This is a genomic window from Enterobacter sp. MGH 4 (genome assembly GCF_000534735.1).
Lineage (GTDB): Bacteria > Pseudomonadota > Gammaproteobacteria > Enterobacterales > Enterobacteriaceae > Enterobacter > Enterobacter intestinihominis.
Map to the genome: position 1 here is coordinate 89,538 of NZ_KI973299.1, position 20,648 is coordinate 110,185.

Here is a 20,648-nt window from a genome sequence, read left to right on the forward strand (position 1 = left end):
TATGAAACGTTACTCTACCGCTCTGTTATTGGGTCTGCTGACTTTAACCAGCCAACTGGCGCATGCCGATGTGATTGATGATGCTATTGGCAATATTCAGCAGGCGATCAACGACGCCTATAACCCCGGCAGCAGCCGTAATGACGATGACGACGATCGTTACGATCGCAGCCGTCAAACCGACAGCCGCCAGTACGACGATCGTCGCCGGCAGTTAGAAGACCGACGCCAGCGCTTAGACGAGCGTCAGCGGCAGCTGGATGACGACCGGCGTCGGTTAGAGGAGGATGAGCGCCGGTTAGAGGATGATTACGATCGGTGGTAAACCCCGGTATCGCAACGCGTAGGCCGGGTAAGGCGCAGCCGCCACCCGGCAAAACCTAATCCAGCACCAGTACCATCCCGTCATACCCCGCTTCAATGCCGGACGGCAGCGGGTTATCCATCATCCAGACGTCAAACTGATGGCTGATATGCGTCAGGATCACCTGCGGACAGCCAATCACCTCGTTCAGCGCAATCACCGTATTCAAATCACAGTGGTTGCGCGGCGTCTCCTGGCGCGGTTCATGGCTACAGTCAATAATCATCGCCTGCGGCTGATTATTTAGCAGAAATGTCACCGTTTTATCCGGTAGCCCGGCGGTATCAGAAAGCCACGCCACGCGACTGTGGGCGGACTCCAGCAGATAGCCAAATGTGAGTTTTGAATGGTTGAGCGGCAGCGGCGTGACCCGCAAGCCCTGAAGTTCAAACGTCACAAACGGCTCTACCGTGTGGCTGAAATCGAGAAGGCCGGGATGTTTGAACAGGTCGTCACAGCCTGCGTCGTCCGGCGGACCGTAAACCGGAATGGTCGCTCCCACGCCCCAGCGCAGAGGAAACAGCCCCTGAACGTGATCCATATGATAGTGGGTAAGCAAAAACTGCCTGAAACTCCCTGCGGGCCAGTCGTCCATCAGGTGTGGAATACCTGCGTCCAGCAAGGTGACCGCATCGTTGAATTTCACCGCCGCGCTGCAGGGGCGACGGCGATGGTTTTCCTGCAAACGCGCCCGTCGGCACGCCGCGCAGTCGCAGCCAAACACCGGCACCAGCTGCGCCCCTCCCGTTCCTGTCAGCGTGATCGTCAGACTCATAACGCACCTCTACAGCGGTTTGGTGAAGCGGAAATGGCTTTGCGTATACCCTTCACGAACATAAAAACGGTGCGCGTCCACGCGCTTCACGCTGGTGGAAAGCTCGGTCAGCTCGGCGCCTGCCTGTCGCGCGACGTCCTCTGCCCAGGCCAGCAGCTGGCTGCCCACTTTTAATCCGCGCGCCTGCGGCATCACCACCAGCTCCTGGATCTCGCCGATCCAGCGGGCGTGATGCAGGTGAAACTGCATATGCAGGCCGATCATACCGATGATCTGCCCGTCCAGCTCGGCCAGCTGGTAGCGCATATTGTGATCCTGCAAGTTGGCCAGATACCCGACGTGAAACGCCTGATGATCGAACTCGGCCTGCTTAAGTTCGCAGATCAGAGCGTAAACGATCGGCGCATCGTCGGCGGTGGCGGGGCGAAGCTGGCAGTCAGGCATGCTGTTTCTCCTTCTGGCGAATAAGCGATAGAAAGGTCTCGACTGACTGTAGCAAACTTCCGTCGTTATTGAGGAGATGGCAACCCGACGGGGTGTAGCGCGCCGCCCGTTCCAGCCGCTGTTCGATCTCGCGTGCGTTTTCGCGCCCCCGCTTTTGCAGCCGGCTACGCAGAACCTCCGGGGAAACCTGCAAACAGACCGGGAGCAGCGCCGCTTCGTACCGGGCGCGAGCCTGCGGGAGATGCGCCCGTGAGCCGTTAACCAGCACGTCGAACCCCGCGTGCAGCCAGAGGTCGATCTCAATGCCGACGCCATAGTAGTAACCGTTGGCATGCCAGCTTAGCGCCAGCAGGTTTTGTCCGGCGCGGGTAAAAAACTCCTGCTCGCTCAGGGCGATATGGTTTTCGCTTCCGGCGTTGGCATCGCGCGTGATATAGCGGTGCGCCACCAGCAGCTGTGAGTGTTCCCGCTGCCGTAACGCCGACAGCAGGCTGTCCTTCCCGGAGCCGGACGGGCCCATTAACCAGATGAGTCTTCCCATCAGAACACCCTTTTTCCCTGACGCCAGACGTGGTCGATATGAATGTGCTCGCCCTTACGGTGCGCCAGCACCAGATCGGCCCGTTTCCCCTCGGCGATTTCCCCGCGTTCGTGAAGATTGAGCGCGGTGGCCGGGTTTTTCGTCACCAGGCGAATCGCCTGCGGCAGCGTGAAGCTATTGCCTTCGTCGTCCGCGACGCGGAAGGCCGCGTCCAGCAGGCTGGCGGGGTAATAGTCAGATGAGAGGATATCCAGCAGGCCGAGGGAGGCGAGCTTGCTTGCCGCCACGTTTCCGGAGTGCGACCCGCCGCGCACGATGTTCGGCGCACCCATTAGCACGTTCATGCCATGCTTACGCGATGCCTCTGCCGCCTCGAACGTGGTGGGAAATTCGGCGATCACGCTCCCAAGCTGGTGGGATTCACGGACATGGTCGTGCGTGGCATCATCATGGCTGGCCAGGGCAATATGACGGTCACGGCACATCGCGGCAATGGAGAGACGATTCGGCTGCGACCACTGGGCCGCAAGCTGGAGCTGCTCTTCTTCATAGCGCGCCATCTCAGCATCGTTGAGCGCGTATTTGCCCTGATAGTATTCGCGATACTTTTCAATGTTGGCGAACTGGCGCTGCCCCGGCGAGTGATCCATCAGGGAAACCAGCGAGACCGGCTCGCGGCCCACCAGCTTTTCAAACAGCGGCAGGGTAGTGTGGTGCGGCAGCTCGCAGCGCAGGTGCAGACGGTGCTCGGCGCGGTTGAGGCCGCGCTTTTGCGTCTCCTCCACGGCGTTGATCATCTTCTCCAGGTTCTCCAGCCGATCGCCGCCGTCGCGCACGTCGCCGATCGCCACCGCGTCCAGCACCGTGGTGATGCCGCTGGCGACCATCAGCGCGTCGTGGCTGCTCATCGCTGAATGCGCGGGCCAGTCGACCTTCGGGCGGGGCGTGAAAAATTTATCAAGATTATCGGTATGCAGCTCAATCAGCCCCGGCAGCAGCCAGCCGCCTTCGCCATCCATCGCGTCCGGTGAGCGGCTCTGGGTTTCAGCAAACGCGCGGATGACACCGTCCCGGACCTCAACCGAGCCGTTCACGACTTCATTTTCCAGTACCAGCCTGACGTTATTGATAATCATACGTTTGTCCCCATCGGGTGCAGTCTGTCCGCCACGCGATGGCGTACGGCGTCGTCGTGGAAGATCCCGACGATCGCCGCGCCGCGCGCTTTGGCCTGTTCGATCAGTTCCATCACCGCTGCGCTGTTTTTACTGTCGAGCGAGGCGGTGGGTTCATCCAGAAGTAAAATCGGGTAATCGACGATAAAGCCGCGGGCGATGTTCACGCGCTGCTGTTCGCCGCCGGAAAAGGTCGACGGGGCGAGGTGCCACAGACGCTCCGGTACGTTGAGACGCGTCAGCAGGCTGGCGGCTTTAGCGGCGCAGGTTTCGCGCGGTACGCCGAGATCCAGCAGGGGCTGCATGACCACGTCCAGGGCAGAGATCCGCGGGATCACCCGCAGGAACTGGCTGACCCAGCCGATCGTCGAGCGGCGTACTTCCAGCACCTTGCGCGCGGGAGCCTGGACCAGATCGACCCATTCATTGTTATGGCGGATATGAATATGGCCTTCGTCCGGCAGGTAGTTGGCATACAGGGAGCGCAGCAGGGTGGATTTTCCGCTGCCGGAATGGCCATGCAGCACCACGCATTCGCCGTTGCTGACCTCTAATGAGGCATTTTGCAGTACCGGCAGGCGGACACCGTTTTGCTGGTGGAGCACAAAGGTTTTACTGACATTTTCAACGTGGATCATTTTTGCCTCGCGATTCGTTTTGCCGGGTGGCGGCTTCGCCTTACCCGGCCTACGGGTGCGGTGTTCGTTTTGCCGGGTGGTGGCTTCGCCTTACCCGGCCTACAGGTGCGCTGTTCGTAGCCCGGGTAAGCGCAGCGCCACCCGGCAACAGCGCCCTCAGTTCTGCAACACCGACGACACCAGCAGCTGGGTGTACGGATGATGGGGATCGTCGAGCACCCGGTCGGTTAACCCACTTTCCACCACCTGACCCTGCTTCATCACCAGAAGACGGTCCGCCAGCAGGCGCGCGACGCCTAAATCATGGGTGACAATCACCACCGCCAGGTTCAGCTCCACCACCAGGCCGCGCAGCAGGTCGAGCAGGCGCGCCTGCACGGATACGTCCAGCCCGCCGGTCGGTTCGTCCATAAACACCAGCTTCGGATGGGTGACGAGATTGCGGGCAATCTGTAAACGCTGCTGCATGCCGCCGGAGAAGGTGGTCGGCAGGTCGTCGATGCGCGAGGCGGGGATTTCAACTTCCTCCAGCCAGTGCTGCGCCGTGGCGCGGATATTGCCGTAGTGGCGTGCGCCGGTGGCCATCAGCCGTTCGCCGATGTTGCCCCCCGCTGACACCTGACGGCGCAGGCCGTCCATCGGGTGCTGATGCACCACGCCCCACTCGGTGCGCAGCAGGCGGCGGCGCTCGGCTTCGCTCATGCCGTACAGCGACACGCCCTCATACAAAATGTCGCCACTCTGCGGCGTCAGGCGCGCGGAGATGGACTTCAGCAGGGTGGTTTTACCGGAGCCGGACTCGCCGACAATGCCCAGCACTTCGCCCGGCCACAGCTCAAACGACACGTCGCTAAAGCCTTTGCCCGGCGCATAAAGGTGAGTCAGGTTGTTAACCGAAAGCAGCGGTTTCATTGGCTGTTCGCCTCGCTCTGTTGGCGGCAGTAATCAGTGTCGGAGCAGACAAACATCCGTTTGCCGGTGTCGTCCAGCACCACTTCATCCAGATAGCTGTGTTTGGATCCGCAGATGGCGCACGGCTCGTCCCACTCCTGCACCGTAAAAGGGTGATCGTCGAAATCCAGGCTCTCTACGCGGGTAAACGGCGGTACGGCGTAGATGCGTTTTTCACGTCCGGCACCAAAAAGTTGCAGGGCGGGCATCATGTCCATCTTCGGGTTATCGAATTTCGGGATCGGCGACGGGTCCATCACGTAGCGGCCGTTCACCTTCACCGGGTAGGCGTAGGTGGTGGCGATATGGCCGAAGCGGGCGATGTCCTCATACAGTTTGACCTGCATGATCCCGTACTCTTCCAGGGCGTGCATGGTGCGGGTTTCGGTTTCCCGCGGCTCGATAAAGCGCAGCGGCTCCGGGATCGGCACCTGGAAAATCAAAATCTGATCTTCAGTCAGCGGGGTCTCCGGAATGCGGTGACGGGTCTGGATCAGCGTCGCGTCTTCGGTTTTTTCAGTGGTGTTGACGCCCGTTACGCGCCTGAAGAAGTTGCGGATCGACACGGCGTTGGTGGTGTCGTCTGCCCCCTGGTCGATGACCTTCAGCACGTCCGCTTCGCCAATCACGCTGGCGGTGATTTGAATACCGCCGGTGCCCCAGCCGTAGGGCATCGGCATTTCGCGGCCGCCGAACGGCACCTGGTAGCCAGGGATCGCCACAGCTTTAAGGATGGCGCGGCGGATCATGCGTTTAGTTTGCTCGTCCAGATAGGCAAAGTTGTAGCCGCTTAAGTTAGCCATTGGCGCGCTCCCGTTGCAGGCGTTTCAGCAGTTCCAGTTCGGCCTGGAAATCGACGTAGTGCGGCAGCTTGAGGTGCGAGACAAAGCCCGCGGCCTCAACGTTATCCGCGTGGGCCAGCACGAACTCTTCGTCCTGTGCCGGGCCTGCAATATGCTCGCCGTAGTCCGGCGCCTGGAGCGCACGGTCAACCAGCGCCATCGCCATCGCCTTGCGCTCGCTCAGGCCATACACCAGCCCGTAGCCGCGGGTAAAGTGTGGATCTTCATTTTCTGGCGCGACAAAACCGTTGACCATTTCGCACTCGGTCATCAGCAGTTCGCCGATGTTCACCGCAAACCCCAGCTCTTCTGGCACAATTTCGACATCGAGATAGCCGCTGCGGATCTCTGCCGCGAACGGGTGGTTGCGCCCGTAGCCGCGCTGCGTGGAGTAGGCCAGCGCCAGCAGATACCCTTCGTCGCCGCGCATCAGCTGTTGCAGACGGGACGAGCGCGAACAGGGATAGACCGGCGGCGTGCGGGTGATGTCATCCGGTGTGCTGCCGGTGTCTTCTTCCGCCTTCGCCAGCCCCTGGTTTGCCAGCAGGCTAAAGACGTGCGGGGAGGCGTCTTGTTCAGCATCAGAGGCGCTGAGCTGCGGTGTTTCACCGTTTGCCAGCAGAGCGAAGTCCATCAGACGATGGGTGTAGTCGTAGGTGGGGCCAAGCAGCTGGCCGCCAGGAATATCTTTATACACCGCAGAAATACGGCGCTCTAAACGCATTTCCGCCGTATTTACCGGCTCGCTCACCGCCAGCTTCGCAAGCGTTGTGCGGTAAGCGCGCAGCAGGAAGATGGCTTCCACGTTATCGCCGCTGGCTTGTTTCAGCGCCAGCGCCGCCAGCTCACGGTCCGCGATGCCGCCTTCGGTCATCACGCGGTCGACGGCCAAATTTAACTGCTGTTCAATCTGGGCGACGCTCAGCTCGGGAAGAGCGTCATCCCCCCGGCGTCTGTGCGCCTGCAAGGCATGGGCGGCGGCGATCGCCTTCTCGCCCCCTTTGACGGCAACGTACATCAGCACACCTCCACGTGAGTGGTTCGCGGGATCGCCAGCAGGCGCTCGCCGCAGGTCAGGATCAGGTCGATACCGAGCGGGAACGGATGCGGGCGCTCGGTCAGCTCATGAATGATGCACTCCGGCAGCTGGGGGGCGACCATCCGCTCGTCGGCGATGCCTGCACCCGTCAGGCGAAGCATGCGACCACCGCTCAGGCTGGAGACCTGCAAAATCAGCGTGGCGCTGGTTTCCGGGGCGACGGCGCTGCCTTCGCTCAGGGCGTTAAGCTGCTCGTGGCTGATTTGCTCGTCTGCCACGGCGAAGACCGCCTGCTGGGGCTGCTCGACCAGCGGCGCGTTGGTGTGAAAGCGCAGGTTCTGGCTGGCGATATCGTTCAGCAATGCCCCTGACAGCCATACCGGCGTGTCGTTGTCCGCCAGCGTCAGCAGCACGCTGGTAGAGGCGAGGTTCAGCGGCAGCCAGCCCTGCGAAAGCTGGTGCAGCGAGACGATCACGCCGGGCTCGCTCATGGCTTTCAGCAGGCGACGGAAACTCTGTTGGGCATCCTGGACGGCCAGGGTAAAGGCAGGTTGAAGCGTCATGCGTTGTCTCCGCGAACGAGCGTAAAGAAGTCGACCCGGCTGGTATTCACTTCGGTCTGACGCGCGGCAAGGCGTGCGGCGCGGTCAGCTTCCAGCGGGGCAATAAGGGTTTCCATTAAGGTCTGAAAATGCGGCTGTTCCTGTAAAAGCGCGTCGATAACCGCGCAGCGCTCGGCGTGCGTTTTGTCGCGTCCAAGTACGTAGCCGTAGCCCAGCGTGCCGCTGCTCAGGCGGATCACCGCGCGGGTGAGGGTGGCATCGCCGGCGAAGAAGCGCTCACCGGTGCCGCCCATGCGTGCCTGGATCTGCACCAGGCCGATCTCCGGCGCGCGGATCGTGTCGTAGTCCGGCGTCAGGCCGAGCGCGTTCATGCGGGCAGCCAGCGCAGCAGGCTGGCTATGGGCCAGCACGCGCATCCAGCGCTGACGAGTGGAGGTGTCGAAGTGCATTCAGTGCTCCATGGTAAATTCAATCATGTCGGCGCGGGTCAGGCTGACGGAGTATTCCGTTGCGTTGACGTCGCCGTCACGGTGGTTGAGGGTGCGCACGCAGAGCAGCGGGGCCATGTTGGGGATCTCCAGCACCTTGCTCTCTTTAGCCTGCGCGCGGCGGGCGCTGATGCGCGTCTGGGTGCGTTTGAGCGCGATACCCGTCGCCTCCTGAAGAAAATCATGCAGGGAACCGCTGGCGAAATGTTGCAGCACGGGCCAGAGGGAGAGGTCCGCGAAGTAGTGGTCGATCTGACAGACCGCCACGCCGTTCACCCGGCGCAACGTGCGCAGGTGAACGACGTTGTCGCCCTCCTGAATCCCCAGCGCGTCCGCTACGTGGCGGGAGGCCGGGCGCAGGACAGACAGCAGCTTTTCGCTGGTGGGGTGGCTGCCCTGATCGAGCAGGTTCTGGCTAAAACGCGCCTGAGCATTGAGCGGGTAGTCAAACGGGCGCATCAGCACCAGCACGCCGACGCCCTGACGACGCTGGACCCAGCCGCGCTCCACCAGCTGATCGATGGCGCGACGCAGGGTGTGGCGATTCACTTCGTAGCGGTCGGCAAGCTGCTGCTCGGCAGGCAGGTAGTCGCCGCACCGATAGTGCGTGCGCAGCTCCACTTCGAGCTTTGCCGCAATCTCTTGCCAGCGGGTAGGGTAACTGGTCGGATGTCTGGATAAGTACATACCAATCAAAGCCTCGCTTCTCAGATGAAGTGCTTACGCAAGCGTTGAGAGAGGAAATCCAGCAGGCTGACGGTGACGATGATAAGCACCATCAATGCGCAGGTTTGCTGGAACTGGAAACCGCGAATCGCTTCCCACAGGGTGACGCCAATACCGCCTGCGCCCACCATGCCGACCACGGTGGCGGAGCGAACGTTGGACTCGAAGCGGTATAGCGAATAGGAGATGAGCAGCGGCATGACCTGCGGCAGGACGCCGTAGAGGATCTCTTCGATTTTGTTCGCGCCGGTTGCGCGGATGCCTTCCACCGGGCCGGGCTCGATGGCTTCAACCGCTTCGGAGAGCAGCTTGGAGAGTACGCCGGTGGTGTGGATGAACAGCGCCATCACGCCAGCGAACGGACCCAGGCCGACGGCGACCACGAACAGCATCGCAAAGACCATTTCGTTGATGGCGCGACAGGCGTCCATCAGGCGACGCATCGGCTGGTAGATCCACCACGGCACGATGTTTTCGGCGCTCATCAGGCCAAACGGAATGGAGAGGATCACGGCGAGGGCGGTGCCCCAGACGGCGATTTGCAGGGTGGTGGCCATTTCACTGAGGTAGTCCTGCCACTGGCTGAAGTCAGGTGGGAAGAAGTCGGCGGCGAAGGTCGCCATGTTGCCCGAGTCCCTGAAGAGCAGCAGCGGATCCATCTCCGCGCCCTTCCAGGAGATAACGAGCACCGCCAGCAGAACGGCCCAGCTTATGAGCGAGAACCAGCTGCGCTTTGGCGGCGGGAGGGTGATGGTTTGCATGTTGGCTCCTTAATCTGTTCTCCCTCTCCCTGTGGGAGAGGGCCGGGGTGAGGGCATCAGCGTGCGCCTTTCCCCCTCACCCTAACCCTCTCCCTCAAGGGAGAGGGGACTTGAGTTACTGCACCGCTTTATTCACGCTGGTCATCGCGCCGAGCGCGGCGGTCAGGCGGTCGAGATCGTCCAGCTGCGCCTGAATTTCCGACACTTTGCTGGTCTTCTCTTCTTCCTTCAGACCTTTGTTGTCCTTCACGCCCTGCATCTGTTTAAACAGCGCCAGCTGGCGAATCGGCACCAGCTGCAAATCGCTGGACGCGCGGAACGGTGCCCAGCCCAGGTGCGCCAGCACCGCTTTCTCTTCCGGCGTTTTGCCGTAGTTCATAAAGAAGTCGTAGACCTTGTCTTTGGTGCTTTCGGAGAGGTTTTTACGCCACACAATCGGGTCGCCCGGGATCAATGGCGATTTCCAGATCACCTTCAGCGCTTTCAGCTTGTCCGGCGCGGAGGTCTTCAGCTTGTCGAGGTTTTCAGTGTTGTTGGTGGCAACGTCTACCTGCTTGTTTGCTACGGCCAGGGCGTTGGTTTCGTGGCTGGCGTTGACCGTGCGCTTGAAGTCGCTGGCGGAGATGTTGTTTTTCGCGAAGACGTAGTAACCCGGGACGAGGAAGCCGGACGTAGAATTCGGGTCGCCGTTACCAAAGGTCAGCTCTTTGCGTTTGGCGAGCATATCGTTGAGGTTGTTGATCGGGCTGTCTTTGTTAACGATCAGCACGCTCCAGTAGCCCGGGGAGCCGTCTGCTGCAACGGTCTGGGCAAAGACCTGGCCGTTGGCGCGATCTACCGCTTCCATGGCAGAGAGGTTGCCGTACCACGCGATGTCGACTTTGTTGAAGCGCATTCCCTGGATAATGCCCGCGTAGTCCGGGGCGAAGAAGGCGTTCACTTTGATCCCCAGTTTGGTTTCCATATCTTTCAGGAACGGTTCCCACTGCGGCTTCAGGTTTTGCTGTGATTCCGTTGAAATGATGCCAAAGTTCAACGCTTTTTCCTGTTCCTCTGCCCAGGCCGGGCTTAACAGGGTGCTGATGCTGAACATGCTGGTGAAGGCCAGCGCGGCAACGGCTTTGTAGTTCATTTCCATTCCTCGTTATCGGGGCGTTAAGCAGCCTGCGCGCGTTCTTCGACGCGGTTTACGCTGCGGTAGAGATGATCAAAACGTTCGTTATCAAACTGATGGCTGGCGCCATCGAAGAACACGTGGCCCTGACGCAGGGCGACGATGCGCTCGCAGTAGCGCAGGGCGTAATCCACCTGATGCAGCGTCACCACCACGGTGATGCCGTCGTTCTGGTTGATGTCGCGCAGGGTTTCCATCACGATGCGGGCCGATTCCGGATCCAGCGAGGCGATAGGCTCATCGGCCAGAATGATTTTGGCTTTCTGCATCAGGGCGCGGGCGATGGCGACGCGCTGCTGCTGTCCGCCGGAGAGCGTTGAGACGCGCTGGTGGGCAAAATGCGCCATACCGACGCGGGTCAGCGCCTGTAAGGCTTCTTGTTTCTGGGAAGGGGAGAACCAGCGCAGGCAGGTGCGCCAGAACGGGGTGCTGCCGAGCGCGCCAATCAGCACGTTCTCGAGCACCGTCAGGCGGTTCACCAGGTTGAACTGCTGAAAGATATAGCCCGTCTGCGCGCGGCTTTTGCGAATATCGCTTGCCAGACGCCCCGCATGTTGCACGGTGTTACCCAGCAGCTCGACGCGGCTTTCCGGCGTTTTGTCACAGGTAATGAGGCCGCTTAAGTGACGAAGAAGGGTGGATTTTCCTGAACCGGATGGCCCCAGCAGCGCCACCATTTCGCCCTGCTGGACGGTCAGATCAACGGCATGCAGCGCCTTGTTGTGATGGAAGGTTTTGCTCAGTTTCTCGACGCGAATGACAGTTTGCATGTGCTGGGCCTCACGATAAATGTGGCCTCATGCTGGCGCATCAATATGACATTCAGGTTAAGTGTTGGTTGCGGGAGTTTGAAGAGTTGAGGGGGATTTGATGACAATCACCGTAGGCCCGGTCAGCGCAGCGCCACCGGACTCTGTTGCCGGATGCGCTGCGCTTATCCAGCCTACGATTTAACGACGTTAATCATCCACGGCACGCCGTATTTGTCGGTCACAGTGCCGAATCCGTGCGCCCAGAAGGTCTCCTGCCAGGCCATTTCAATATTGCCGCCATCGGCGAGGTTGTCGAACCAGCGCTTGCCTTCCGACACATCCTGGGTGTCGAGCACCAGTGTGAAACCCGCGTATTGCGCGCTGCTGCCAGGCGGTATCCCGTCGCTCATCATAATGTCGCTGCCCGCGATGCGGACGTTAGAGTGGGCGATGGCGGTATCCGGGAAGTTCATGCCGGACGGACAGCCTTCTTCGCTGTTTTCGTCTTTAGGCATTTCGCCGAAGGTGATTTTGTAGAGGAGTTCTGCGCCGACGGCCTGCTGATAGAAGGCGGTGGCCTCCGCACAGTTGCCGGCGAAAGAGATGTAGGGACTTAACGGCATAATCTTTACCTCACGTAAGAAAAGCCCGTTAAGTGTAGTTCCCGGACGCCCGGTAAGCGAAGCGTCACCGGGCGGGTCAATCAGTTCTTTTTCACGAACTCAGATTTCAGTTTCATCGGACCGAAGCCGTCAATTTTGCAATCGATATTATGATCGCCTTCAACAAGACGGATGTTTTTCACTTTGGTACCAATCTTCAGCATGGAAGAACTGCCTTTTACCTTCAGATCTTTCACAACGGTAACGCTGTCGCCGTCTGACAGCAGGTTGCCGTTCGCGTCTTTCACAATCAGCGTATCGCTGTCCTGCGCAGGCTCCGCATCGTTCCATTCATGGGCGCATTCCGGGCAAACGAACATGCCATTGTCTTCATAGGTGTATTCAGAATTGCATTTCGGGCAGTGTGGAAGTTGCATGTGGGTATCCTCAAAAGTGTTAACACGCTGGAAAACGCCAGCTAAATGACGGCAGTGTGCCGAAAAAGGCAGCGAGTATAACGCAAATCCCCACTTTTGTCGGTGATATTGTTTTAGAAAAATAGCGCAAAAATGCGTAAAAGATGACACGAACTGTCAGTGAATTAAGGGAAGCTTATGCCCTGCACAGCAGTGATCGTTATGATGATAAATATATCGAATATTTTATTACAGCAAATTGCTACGCTGTGCCATTTCGGATAAGGTGAAGGAACAAGCCGTTATTTATCTATCCTTTCTGATGCTATACATCTTTTGGTGTCAGGGAATACCTCTCTTTTTTGGTGGGTAAATAACGATGATATCTCCTGATGTTTCCTGAAAATGCGTTTTGTCTATTTACTTTTGGTCTTCTGACCAGAGGGATGTTTTACACGTATTAGAAGGGTGAGATTTAAATTCTCATTATCTTCAGTTACTTGTATTAAATGAACATGTTTTCCATACGTGATCATATAAGCCTGAACAGTATAATTAAAAAAACGTGGCTTAATAAAAGTAATAAATTTGCGTTAAGGGAAGGCTTTTATCATGCACACACAGACCATATTTGAATTAAGCCAGGAAGCCGAACGTTTGTTACAGCTGGCTCTGAACAATCTTGATTCATTAAAATCAATGCCGATTGCAAAGCTGGATAGCACAGCCGCTGCCATGAGCGGCGTTAATAACAACGTTTTGCCATTACATTTTAGCGCGCGGGGTGTCGACGCTCAGCAGGCGTTGCTGAATAACGAATTACGCAAAATAACCCGCCTCGAAATGGTGCTGGCGATTGTGGGTACCATGAAAGCGGGAAAATCGACCACCATTAATGCGATTGTGGGCACGGAAGTGCTGCCGAACCGCAATCGTCCGATGACGGCGCTGCCCACGCTGATCCGCCATACGCCGGGCCAGAAGGAGCCGGTGCTGCATTTTTTGCACGTTGCGCCCATTGATACCCTGATTTCCCAGTTGCAGACGAAATTGTGCGATAAAGATTGCGGCAAGCTGGCGCGGCGTCTGGAAATCGACAAGGACATGAATACGCTGCTGGAGCGCATCGAAAGAGGTGAGGCGTTCGGAAAACATCACCTGGGCGCGGAGCCCATCTTTCATTGTCGGAAAAGCCTGAACGATCTGGTGCGGCTTTCGCAGGCGCTGGGTGTGGAGTTTCCTTTTTCTGAGTATGCCGCGATTGAACATATTCCGGTGATTGAGGTGGAATTTGTGCACCTCGCCGGTCTGGATGCGCATCTTGGTCAACTGACGCTGCTCGACACGCCGGGGCCGAACGAGGCCGGTCAGCCGCACCTGCAAAAAATGCTCAGCGAGCAGCTGGCGCGCGCCTCCGCCGTGCTGGCGGTGATGGACTATACCCAGCTTAAATCCATTTCCGACGCCGAGGTTCGTCAGGCAATTTCGGCGGCGGGGAAATCCGTGCCGCTTTACGCCCTGGTCAATAAATTCGATCAGAAAGATCGTAACAGCGACGATGAAGAGCAGGTACGGGCGATGATTTCCGGCACGCTGATGAAAGGGAATATTTCTCCGGGACAAATTTATCCGGTCTCTTCCATGTGGGCCTACCTGGCAAACCGCGCCCGCTATGAGATGAACACCCATGGGCGGCTTCCCGATCATCAGGATCAGCGTTGGGTGCAGGATTTTGCCGAGGCCGCGCTGGGCCGCCGCTGGCGTACGGCCGATCTCGACGATAGTGACCATATTCGCCATGCGGCGGATCTGCTGTGGGAGGATTCGCTGTTCGAACAGCCCATCCGCAAGCTGATTTACGCGGCTTACGCCAACGCCTCGCTGTTCGCCCTGCGGTCGGCATCGCATAAACTGCTGAACTATGCGCAAAATGCCAGAGAATACCTGGATTTTCGCCATCAGGGACTGACGGTCGCCTTTGATGAGCTGGAGCGGAATATTAAGCGCCTGGAAGAGGACATGGCGATGCTGCGTCAGCGGCAGAGCGTAGTGAGCGATGAGGTCCAGCATGAAGTTGAAGAGGCGCTCAACGCAGCGGATACATTTCTGCTTAGTCAGAAAGGTGAACTTCACCAGGCGCTGGACGACATGTTTAGCCGCCCGTTAATTCTTGATTTAGCCGGGCGCGAGCCATCCAGCATGCGTACAGACGACACGGATGAGAACCAGCAGCTGGTGCTTGACGATGAAGGGCAGGCACAGATTGTCCTGAGCAAGATCCGATCGTCATGCGAGCAGATTTTGCTGAATGCGCAGAGCAGAATTAGCCGGGAGCTGGCGTTACGCTTCGATCAGCTGGAGTCTACGCTCGCCCGATCGTTGAATGAGGCGATGCGCCCCATCGAGATGCAAATTAAGGAACAGCTCAGTCATGCCGGCTTTCGGGCGCGGATTAGCTTTCCGGCGTTTCAGGCAAACCAGCTTAACTTCAATACGCGCGGCTTATTTAATGATGCCATTGTGCAGGACACCCCTCCCGCCAGTCAGCCTGCAGGGGCGGGCAGCGTACGTAATACCGTCTCGCGTTGGCTCAATCATCCCGGCTGGGGCTGGGAAGCGTATGTGGAGACGCGCACCCGATATGTCATCGATATCGCTCAGCTTCATGGCAAATTTACGCAGCATACCGATCAGTTTTGCGATCAAATACGTAAAGCTTTGGCCGCGCAGGTCGATGTCTCTGTTACGGCAGGTATGGCAACGTTCTTTGCAGAGTTTTCGTTGTGCCTGACCGGGTTACAGGAAAGCTTGCGTGATAGCCTTGCCGTGCGGCAGCAGAATGAGCATTCAACCCGGGCGCTTAGCCAGTTGTTGAAGCAAAGTATGACCACAGCGGCGTGGATTCAGGAAGATACCCGACTGTTACGCGATGATATTCAAACCTTATTCGCGGCAGAGCAACCATGACAACACAGCTACTGGACGGTCCCGGGCGGACGCTGGAGTGTATTCATCCAAAATTTATGGTCGATTTGGTCCAGGGGGCGGATGCTGCTCGTCACACCCTCCTGGGGCCACAGCAACTGCAATTTCGTGAGCGTTTGACGCAGGAGATCGTTACGCAGACCCGGTTGCGGCCATGGGCAATGGCGGGAATGCTCAACGAAAATGCAGCACTGCGGCTGGGTCTGGCGGAGAAACTGGCCGGTATGCTCGACCCCGGACACCTGGCGCTGACCCGCATGTCCGACAAGCTGGTAGCCCTGCGCCAGCAGGTTAATCCACGCCTCCCTCAACCTTCCGGATTGTTGCAACAGTACGAGGCGCTCTCCGCACATTTCAACCAGCGTGCCGCCTATAAAGAGAAAGCGCTCGCGCAGCGCGGCCTTACGGTTCAGGCGGGTGAGCACAGCGAGCAAATTTTTACCCGCTGGCGAGCCGGGCAGTATGACGGCTGGTCGCTGGCTGGCCGCTGCTTTATCGTGCTGGAAGAGTTGCGCTGGGGCGCGTTTGGCGATGCCTGTCGTCTGGCGAATAGTGATGTGGCGGCCATGCTGAAAGATAACCTGCGCAGCATGGCCGCAAACTATCTGGCACAGGGGATTAACGCTTCTCCCACCACCCGGCATTTTTACCATCAGTGGCTGACGACGCCCGCTTCTCCTGGTCTGATGGATTATAAAGATATGCTTGGCTGGCTGGGGGACTGGTGTCAGGCGGATAAACATCCGGTGAGCTGGTCAGTGACGCAGAGCTGGCAAACGGTCGCGCTGGGTATGCCGAGACTCTGTTCGGCAAAACGGCTGGTGGATGGCATGGTGGAAGAGATATTTAGTGCGTGATTGCCCCCTCTTTTTAAGGAGGGGGCGAACGGCTTAGTGGTGCATTTCTACCGCTTTCGGCTCTGCCTGGGTTTCCGGAACCTGTCCAAAACGTCTGGCGTACAGCGCCGTGATGATCGGGACCAGAATCGCCGTCACAATCACGCTGGCGGCAACCAAGGCCGTGGCGGAAGCCGCCACCGGTTCAAAGGCCGGGTTAATCTGGGCGATAATCACCGGGTTAGCTACCGCAGCGCCTGCGGCCGACGAGGCGGCCACACCTGCGGTTCCGTTACCGCCCCCGATGACGCGGTCTGCAATAATTAGCGGAATACCCGTGATGACGATGACGGCAACACCCAGCACAATACCCAGCAGGCCGGTTTCCAGAATCACGTTCAGATTGATGGTATTGCCCAACGCGAAGCCGAAGAACGGGATCAGTACCGGGGTGGCTTTGCTGAAGAAATCGCGCAGATCGTGATCGAGGTTGCCTAGCGCAAAACCAATCAGGAACGGCAGGATCGCCCCGACAAAATGGTGGGGTTCAAAGGAGGCAAGGCCGGCAGAACCCAGAATCAGCATGGTCATCAGCGGACCCGACTCCAGGGACATCAGCACGAACGCGCCTGATTCTTCTTTGGTGCCATATTGATTCATCAGGCTGGCATAGAGACCGCCGTTGGTCATATCCATTGCTGAAACAATGGCCAGAACGGATAATCCGGCGAAGAATCCGGTCTGTATGCCATTCTCCGGAATGAACATCGCGCAGATCATGGCAACGACCCAGGCGACCGCAATTTTAGTAATGACCAGCGTCCCTGATTTACGTAATACCGTACCAGTTGCACGTAAATTAATAGATGCGCCGATGCAAAAGAACCAGACTGCCAGAATCGGCACCGTTCCGGTGATCATACCTTTTGTAAAACCGCCAAAATAAGCACCGGTATTCGGGGCCAGCGTATTTAATATCGCGCCAAGTACCAGCGGGACCAGCATCATCCCGCCCGGGATGCGTTCTATTGTTGCTTTAATCTTCATCATTAACCCTCACATCTCGCCCGCGTGGCTGGCGGAAATCTCAAAAAATAGATCAACAAATTCAAATGATTGCCTTTTTTGAAGACCAATCGATTCGTTACTTATGCTGTAAAGCGAAATTCAGGTGCTTAGCATTCCTTCATTTGAAAGCCGCTGGGATATTGTGTTCGGGTTTATCATGCGATCTTTGGAATTGCGATTCAATGAAAATAAAACACTGTTTTAGTTATCTGCGTCACATATTGAATGTAAACAGGAATGCCCGCTGTTAATAATTAAATTTTGTGTAAATTCGATGTGAAGAAATGTGATTGTTTTTTGTTTTAAGAGGAATAATAACGGGTGTTAAGATGTGCTTGATAAAGGGGGTGAGAATGACCTTATTTATCGTGAATTGACAAAACCTGAAGCCAACTTACGAACCGGAAAAATATATGTGAAGTTGATCACATATATAAACGCTGGTAGGGTAAAAAGGTCTTTAACTGCCCAGACAGGCGTCAACAGGTTCGGTTGTATTGAGGTAAAACGTCAATGTAAGTAAACCTGCTACGCTTGAATAAGGAGATTCGCATGGAGCGGATCTCTGGTTCACAGCTTGCAAATGCGCTGTGAAACGGACGGGGCTGAGTCTACGAGGAAAGCTATGCTTAGAAGGAAAAAAGTAAAACCCATCACGCTGCGCGATGTCACCATTATTGATGATGCGAAACTGCGCAAAGCGATTACGGCGGCCTCGCTCGGTAATGCGATGGAGTGGTTCGATTTTGGTGTCTACGGCTTTGTTGCCTATGCGCTTGGTAAAGTGTTCTTCCCCGGTGCCGATCCCAGCTTGCAGATGATTGCCGCGCTGGGTACGTTCTCTGTTCCCTTCCTTATTCGCCCTCTCGGTGGCCTGTTCTTCGGCATGCTGGGTGATAAATATGGTCGCCAGAAGATCCTGGCTATTACTATTGTCATCATGTCGATAAGTACATTCTGTATCGGCCTTATTCCGTCCTATGCGACCATTGGTATATGGGCACCGATCCTGCTGTTGATCTGTAAGATGGCGCAGGGCTTCTCCGTTGGCGGCGAATATACCGGTGCATCGATTTTTGTCGCCGAGTATTCTCCGGACCGAAAACGCGGCTTTATGGGCAGCTGGCTCGACTTTGGTTCGATTGCCGGGTTTGTCATGGGCGCGGGAGTTGTGGTTCTGATTTCAACCGTAGTGGGTGAAGAGAACTTCCTCGACTGGGGCTGGCGTATTCCGTTCTTCCTGGCGCTGCCGCTTGGCATCATCGGTCTTTACCTGCGTCACGCCCTGGAAGAGACGCCTGCGTTCCAGCAGCACGTTGAAAAGCTGGAGCAGGGCGACCGTGAAGGGTTGCAGGATGGCCCGAAAGTGTCGTTCAAGGAGATTGCGACCAAACACTGGCGCAGCCTGCTGACCTGTATCGGTCTGGTGATTTCCACCAACGTGACCTATTACATGCTGCTGACCTACATGCCGAGCTATCTGTCGCATAACCTGCACTACTCGGAAGACCACGGTGTGCTGATTATTATCGCCATCATGGTAGGCATGCTGTTCGTGCAGCCGATTATGGGTCTGCTGAGCGACCGCTTTGGCCGTAAGCCATTCATTATTCTCGGTAGCGTCGCACTGTTCGCGCTGGCAATCCCGGCCTTTATTCTGATTAACAGCAATGTGCTGGGGCTGATTTTCGCCGGTCTGCTGATGCTGGCGGTGATCCTCAACTGCTTTATCGGGGTGATGGCTTCTACGCTACCGGCAATGTTCCCGACGCATATTCGCTACAGTGCGCTGGCGGCAGCCTTTAATATCTCCGTTCTGATTGCGGGCCTGACGCCGACGCTTGCTGCTTCACTGGTGGAGAGCACGCAGAACCTGATGATGCCTGCTTACTATCTGATGGTTATTGCGGTGATTGGCCTGATTACCGGTATTACTATGAAGGAGACGGCGAACCGTCCACTGAAAGGGGCAACGCCTGCGGCGTCCGATATTCAGGAAGCGAAGGAGATCCTGCGCGAGCACTACGATAACGTAGAGCAGAAGATTGAAGATATTGACGCAGAGATTGAAGAGCTTCAGAAAAAACGTTCTCGCCTGGTTGACCAGCATCCGCGAATTAACGAGTGATAAAAAACCCGCCGCTGGCGGGTTTTCTTTTATTAGCATCCTGCGGCGATATAGTCGCCGCTGGCGCTGACGGGGATCACCGTCAGGAAGAGGATAGTTGCGAACAGTATCAGAACAACTCCTCCGGCTATTTTGACCATCGGCATTACCCAGTTCAGGGAAGTGCCGCCACTAAACCAGGCTACTGTGCGTTCACGCGCGTAACGTACTGCCAGCGACAGCCCCATAATCGACAACGCCGTTCCCAGCGACATTGTCATCACAGCAGCAATTCCCCAGCTAATAATGCCGAGCGCATTCGAGAACATCAGGATCATAATTGCTCCGCTGCACGGGCGTGCGCCAATGGCCAGCACCACGCCCAGACGGGTTTTCCAGTCGCTTTTAGCCAGATCCACCCCTACGCCGTGATGGCCGCAGCCACAGTGTTCATTATGCTGATGATGCGGCTTGATGGCGCTAATCGCCATTTTGCGCGGACGCAGGCTGCTGAGCGCCTGATAAATGATAAACGCACCGAAGGCGGCAATCAGTAAGGCGCTGATTTTCTCGACGTACCAACGGCTGGTGCTAATATCTCCTGACGCGAGGTTCAATTCAACCGCCAGGATAAACACAAAGAGGATCGCGCTGACGCCCTGCATCAGGCTACCGATAAACGGTACGACGCGCGCCGCGAGCTGGCTCTCTTTATTGGTGCTGAGATACGTGGCGACGATAAATTTGCCGTGTCCTGGTCCAACGGCATGGAGTACACCATAAAGAAACGCACCGGTTAACAACCACAGCCCACCGCTGTACTGATGATTATTAAGTTGCAGCAAATACATCACCAGATAACGGTGCAGGGTGATCTGAGCGGCGAGGCACCACTGAATAAAAGCATTCCAGTGCGTATGCAGTGCGAAACCTGCCATAAGTAACACCAGCACGGCGAGCCCGGCGGTTGGGATACGCCAGTCACGTTGAAGTCGTTGTGTCGTCATCAGGTTGGTCTGCGAGAGGAATATTTGCCGCTAGTATAGTGTTCAATTAGCGGGATCGCACCGGGATCGTCAATGGATTGTGGATAACTCTGTGCGTAAAAGGGTATAAGGCGGGGTTTTGCTGGGGAATACAGCAGTCAGTCATTTTTTTGCAACTTTTCTGTTGCGGTCGCTTGGGAACTCCCTATAATGCGCCTCCATCGACACGGCGGATGTGAATCACTTCACAGACAACCCGGTCGGTTGAAGAGAAAAAATCCTGAAATAACGGGTTGACTCTGAAAGAGGAAAGCGTAATATACGCCACCTCGCGACAGAGCGCTGAAGCGCGTCGCAACTGCTCTTTAACAATTTATCAGACAATCTGTGTGGGCACTCAAAGTGACATGGATTC

General features: G+C 57.1%; 22 protein-coding genes. 4 read left to right on the forward strand and 18 right to left on the reverse strand.

Annotated elements, in window-relative coordinates; genetic code table 11:
* The first annotated feature begins 1 nt into the window (after nt 1).
* Nucleotides 2-325 (forward strand): DDRRRQL repeat protein YjdP, encoded by a 324-nt coding sequence (yjdP, locus tag L350_RS00515; RefSeq protein WP_017382647.1) that lies wholly within the window; start codon nt 2-4, stop codon nt 323-325.
* Between the two features lie 55 nt (nt 326-380).
* Here yjdP and phnP read toward each other — a convergent pair whose 3' ends face one another.
* The 16 genes from phnP to L350_RS00435 all read right to left on the reverse strand — a co-directional run bounded on the left by phnP (nt 381) and on the right by L350_RS00435 (nt 12,272).
* Nucleotides 381-1,139, reverse strand: a complete 759-nt coding sequence (gene phnP, locus L350_RS00510) for a phosphonate metabolism protein PhnP (RefSeq protein WP_032627052.1) — start codon at nt 1,137-1,139, stop codon at nt 381-383.
* 9 nt (nt 1,140-1,148) lie between these two features.
* Nucleotides 1,149-1,583 (reverse strand): aminoalkylphosphonate N-acetyltransferase, encoded by a 435-nt coding sequence (phnO, locus tag L350_RS00505; protein ID WP_032627053.1) that lies wholly within the window; start codon nt 1,581-1,583, stop codon nt 1,149-1,151.
* Complete coding sequence (phnN, locus tag L350_RS00500; RefSeq protein ID WP_032627054.1) at nt 1,576-2,127, reverse strand: ribose 1,5-bisphosphokinase; 552 nt, start codon at nt 2,125-2,127, stop codon at nt 1,576-1,578. Before phnN ends, phnO begins: the two co-directional genes overlap by 8 nt.
* A complete protein-coding gene (gene phnM, locus L350_RS00495) occupies nt 2,124-3,260 on the reverse strand; it encodes an alpha-D-ribose 1-methylphosphonate 5-triphosphate diphosphatase (RefSeq protein WP_032627056.1) in 1,137 nt (378 codons plus the stop codon). Before phnM ends, phnN begins: the two co-directional genes overlap by 4 nt.
* On the reverse strand, nt 3,257-3,937 hold the full coding sequence (gene phnL / locus L350_RS00490) for a phosphonate C-P lyase system protein PhnL (RefSeq protein ID WP_022646780.1): 681 nt from the start codon (nt 3,935-3,937) through the stop codon (nt 3,257-3,259). Before phnL ends, phnM begins: the two co-directional genes overlap by 4 nt.
* Before the next feature lie 156 nt (nt 3,938-4,093).
* Nucleotides 4,094-4,849, reverse strand: a complete 756-nt coding sequence (phnK, locus tag L350_RS00485; protein WP_032627058.1) for a phosphonate C-P lyase system protein PhnK — start codon at nt 4,847-4,849, stop codon at nt 4,094-4,096.
* Nucleotides 4,846-5,691 carry an alpha-D-ribose 1-methylphosphonate 5-phosphate C-P-lyase PhnJ gene (gene phnJ / locus L350_RS00480; RefSeq protein ID WP_023299113.1) on the reverse strand — a complete coding sequence of 282 codons (846 nt, stop codon included), beginning with the start codon at nt 5,689-5,691 and terminating at the stop codon, nt 4,846-4,848. The genes phnK and phnJ overlap by 4 nt, the downstream gene beginning before the upstream one ends.
* On the reverse strand, nt 5,684-6,748 hold the full coding sequence (locus tag L350_RS00475; protein ID WP_022646782.1) for a carbon-phosphorus lyase complex subunit: 1,065 nt from the start codon (nt 6,746-6,748) through the stop codon (nt 5,684-5,686). Before L350_RS00475 ends, phnJ begins: the two co-directional genes overlap by 8 nt.
* Nucleotides 6,748-7,332 (reverse strand): phosphonate C-P lyase system protein PhnH, encoded by a 585-nt coding sequence (gene phnH, locus L350_RS00470; protein WP_003860219.1) that lies wholly within the window; start codon nt 7,330-7,332, stop codon nt 6,748-6,750. The genes L350_RS00475 and phnH overlap by 1 nt, the downstream gene beginning before the upstream one ends.
* Nucleotides 7,329-7,781 carry a phosphonate C-P lyase system protein PhnG gene (gene phnG, locus L350_RS00465; protein ID WP_022646783.1) on the reverse strand — a complete coding sequence of 151 codons (453 nt, stop codon included), beginning with the start codon at nt 7,779-7,781 and terminating at the stop codon, nt 7,329-7,331. Before phnG ends, phnH begins: the two co-directional genes overlap by 4 nt.
* A complete protein-coding gene (gene phnF / locus L350_RS00460; RefSeq protein WP_032627060.1) occupies nt 7,782-8,507 on the reverse strand; it encodes a phosphonate metabolism transcriptional regulator PhnF in 726 nt (241 codons plus the stop codon). It lies immediately after the preceding gene.
* A 20-nt stretch (nt 8,508-8,527) separates the two neighbouring features.
* Nucleotides 8,528-9,307 carry a phosphonate ABC transporter, permease protein PhnE gene (gene phnE, locus L350_RS00455; protein ID WP_022646785.1) on the reverse strand — a complete coding sequence of 260 codons (780 nt, stop codon included), beginning with the start codon at nt 9,305-9,307 and terminating at the stop codon, nt 8,528-8,530.
* 115 nt (nt 9,308-9,422) lie between these two features.
* Complete coding sequence (gene phnD, locus L350_RS00450) at nt 9,423-10,439, reverse strand: phosphonate ABC transporter substrate-binding protein (protein WP_022646786.1); 1,017 nt, start codon at nt 10,437-10,439, stop codon at nt 9,423-9,425.
* A gap of 23 nt (nt 10,440-10,462) precedes the next feature.
* Nucleotides 10,463-11,251 (reverse strand): phosphonate ABC transporter ATP-binding protein, encoded by a 789-nt coding sequence (phnC, locus tag L350_RS00445; RefSeq protein ID WP_003860210.1) that lies wholly within the window; start codon nt 11,249-11,251, stop codon nt 10,463-10,465.
* Nucleotides 11,252-11,424: 173 nt separating this feature from the next.
* A complete protein-coding gene (gene yjdN / locus L350_RS00440) occupies nt 11,425-11,856 on the reverse strand; it encodes a VOC family metalloprotein YjdN (RefSeq protein WP_022646788.1) in 432 nt (143 codons plus the stop codon).
* Nucleotides 11,857-11,936: 80 nt separating this feature from the next.
* Nucleotides 11,937-12,272: a zinc ribbon domain-containing protein YjdM gene (locus L350_RS00435; RefSeq protein WP_022646789.1), complete on the reverse strand. Its 336-nt coding sequence runs from the start codon at nt 12,270-12,272 to the stop codon at nt 11,937-11,939.
* 591 nt (nt 12,273-12,863) lie between these two features.
* Between L350_RS00435 and crfC the strand changes: the two genes are divergently transcribed.
* Together crfC and L350_RS00425 are read left to right on the forward strand one after the other, a co-directional pair.
* On the forward strand, nt 12,864-15,218 hold the full coding sequence (gene crfC / locus L350_RS00430) for a clamp-binding protein CrfC (RefSeq protein WP_032627062.1): 2,355 nt from the start codon (nt 12,864-12,866) through the stop codon (nt 15,216-15,218).
* Nucleotides 15,215-16,093: a diguanylate cyclase regulator RdcB family protein gene (locus L350_RS00425; RefSeq protein ID WP_022646791.1), complete on the forward strand. Its 879-nt coding sequence runs from the start codon at nt 15,215-15,217 to the stop codon at nt 16,091-16,093. The genes crfC and L350_RS00425 overlap by 4 nt, the downstream gene beginning before the upstream one ends.
* Nucleotides 16,094-16,126: 33 nt before the next feature.
* On the opposite strand, the gene kdgT is transcribed toward L350_RS00425, so the two are convergent.
* A complete protein-coding gene (gene kdgT / locus L350_RS00420) occupies nt 16,127-17,119 on the reverse strand; it encodes a 2-keto-3-deoxygluconate transporter (protein WP_022646792.1) in 993 nt (330 codons plus the stop codon).
* A 646-nt stretch (nt 17,120-17,765) separates the two neighbouring features.
* Here kdgT and proP point away from each other — a divergent pair.
* Nucleotides 17,766-19,268: a glycine betaine/L-proline transporter ProP gene (proP, locus tag L350_RS00415; RefSeq protein ID WP_022646793.1), complete on the forward strand. Its 1,503-nt coding sequence runs from the start codon at nt 17,766-17,768 to the stop codon at nt 19,266-19,268.
* Between the two features lie 32 nt (nt 19,269-19,300).
* Here proP and L350_RS00410 read toward each other — a convergent pair whose 3' ends face one another.
* Nucleotides 19,301-20,254, reverse strand: a complete 954-nt coding sequence (locus L350_RS00410; protein ID WP_032627064.1) for a nickel/cobalt transporter — start codon at nt 20,252-20,254, stop codon at nt 19,301-19,303.
* Between the last annotated feature and the right edge of the window lie 394 nt (nt 20,255-20,648).

Bases quoted from the DNA above. Each gene is read 5' to 3' on its own strand.
- yjdP (WP_017382647.1), top strand. From the start codon at position 2: ATGAAACGTTACTCTACCGCTCTGTTATTGGGTCTGCTGACTTTAACC.
- phnP (WP_032627052.1), bottom strand. From the start codon at position 1,139: ATGAGTCTGACGATCACGCTGACAGGAACGGGAGGGGCGCAGCTGGTG.
- phnO (WP_032627053.1), bottom strand. From the start codon at position 1,583: ATGCCTGACTGCCAGCTTCGCCCCGCCACCGCCGACGATGCGCCGATC.
- phnM (WP_032627056.1), bottom strand. From the start codon at position 3,260: ATGATTATCAATAACGTCAGGCTGGTACTGGAAAATGAAGTCGTGAAC.
- phnL (WP_022646780.1), bottom strand. From the start codon at position 3,937: ATGATCCACGTTGAAAATGTCAGTAAAACCTTTGTGCTCCACCAGCAA.
- phnK (WP_032627058.1), bottom strand. From the start codon at position 4,849: ATGAAACCGCTGCTTTCGGTTAACAACCTGACTCACCTTTATGCGCCG.
- phnJ (WP_023299113.1), bottom strand. From the start codon at position 5,691: ATGGCTAACTTAAGCGGCTACAACTTTGCCTATCTGGACGAGCAAACT.
- L350_RS00475 (WP_022646782.1), bottom strand. From the start codon at position 6,748: ATGTACGTTGCCGTCAAAGGGGGCGAGAAGGCGATCGCCGCCGCCCAT.
- phnH (WP_003860219.1), bottom strand. From the start codon at position 7,332: ATGACGCTTCAACCTGCCTTTACCCTGGCCGTCCAGGATGCCCAACAG.
- phnG (WP_022646783.1), bottom strand. From the start codon at position 7,781: ATGCACTTCGACACCTCCACTCGTCAGCGCTGGATGCGCGTGCTGGCC.
- phnF (WP_032627060.1), bottom strand. From the start codon at position 8,507: ATGTACTTATCCAGACATCCGACCAGTTACCCTACCCGCTGGCAAGAG.
- phnE (WP_022646785.1), bottom strand. From the start codon at position 9,307: ATGCAAACCATCACCCTCCCGCCGCCAAAGCGCAGCTGGTTCTCGCTC.
- phnD (WP_022646786.1), bottom strand. From the start codon at position 10,439: ATGAACTACAAAGCCGTTGCCGCGCTGGCCTTCACCAGCATGTTCAGC.
- phnC (WP_003860210.1), bottom strand. From the start codon at position 11,251: ATGCAAACTGTCATTCGCGTCGAGAAACTGAGCAAAACCTTCCATCAC.
- yjdN (WP_022646788.1), bottom strand. From the start codon at position 11,856: ATGCCGTTAAGTCCCTACATCTCTTTCGCCGGCAACTGTGCGGAGGCC.
- L350_RS00435 (WP_022646789.1), bottom strand. From the start codon at position 12,272: ATGCAACTTCCACACTGCCCGAAATGCAATTCTGAATACACCTATGAA.
- crfC (WP_032627062.1), top strand. From the start codon at position 12,864: ATGCACACACAGACCATATTTGAATTAAGCCAGGAAGCCGAACGTTTG.
- L350_RS00425 (WP_022646791.1), top strand. From the start codon at position 15,215: ATGACAACACAGCTACTGGACGGTCCCGGGCGGACGCTGGAGTGTATT.
- kdgT (WP_022646792.1), bottom strand. From the start codon at position 17,119: ATGAAGATTAAAGCAACAATAGAACGCATCCCGGGCGGGATGATGCTG.
- proP (WP_022646793.1), top strand. From the start codon at position 17,766: ATGCTTAGAAGGAAAAAAGTAAAACCCATCACGCTGCGCGATGTCACC.
- L350_RS00410 (WP_032627064.1), bottom strand. From the start codon at position 20,254: ATGACGACACAACGACTTCAACGTGACTGGCGTATCCCAACCGCCGGG.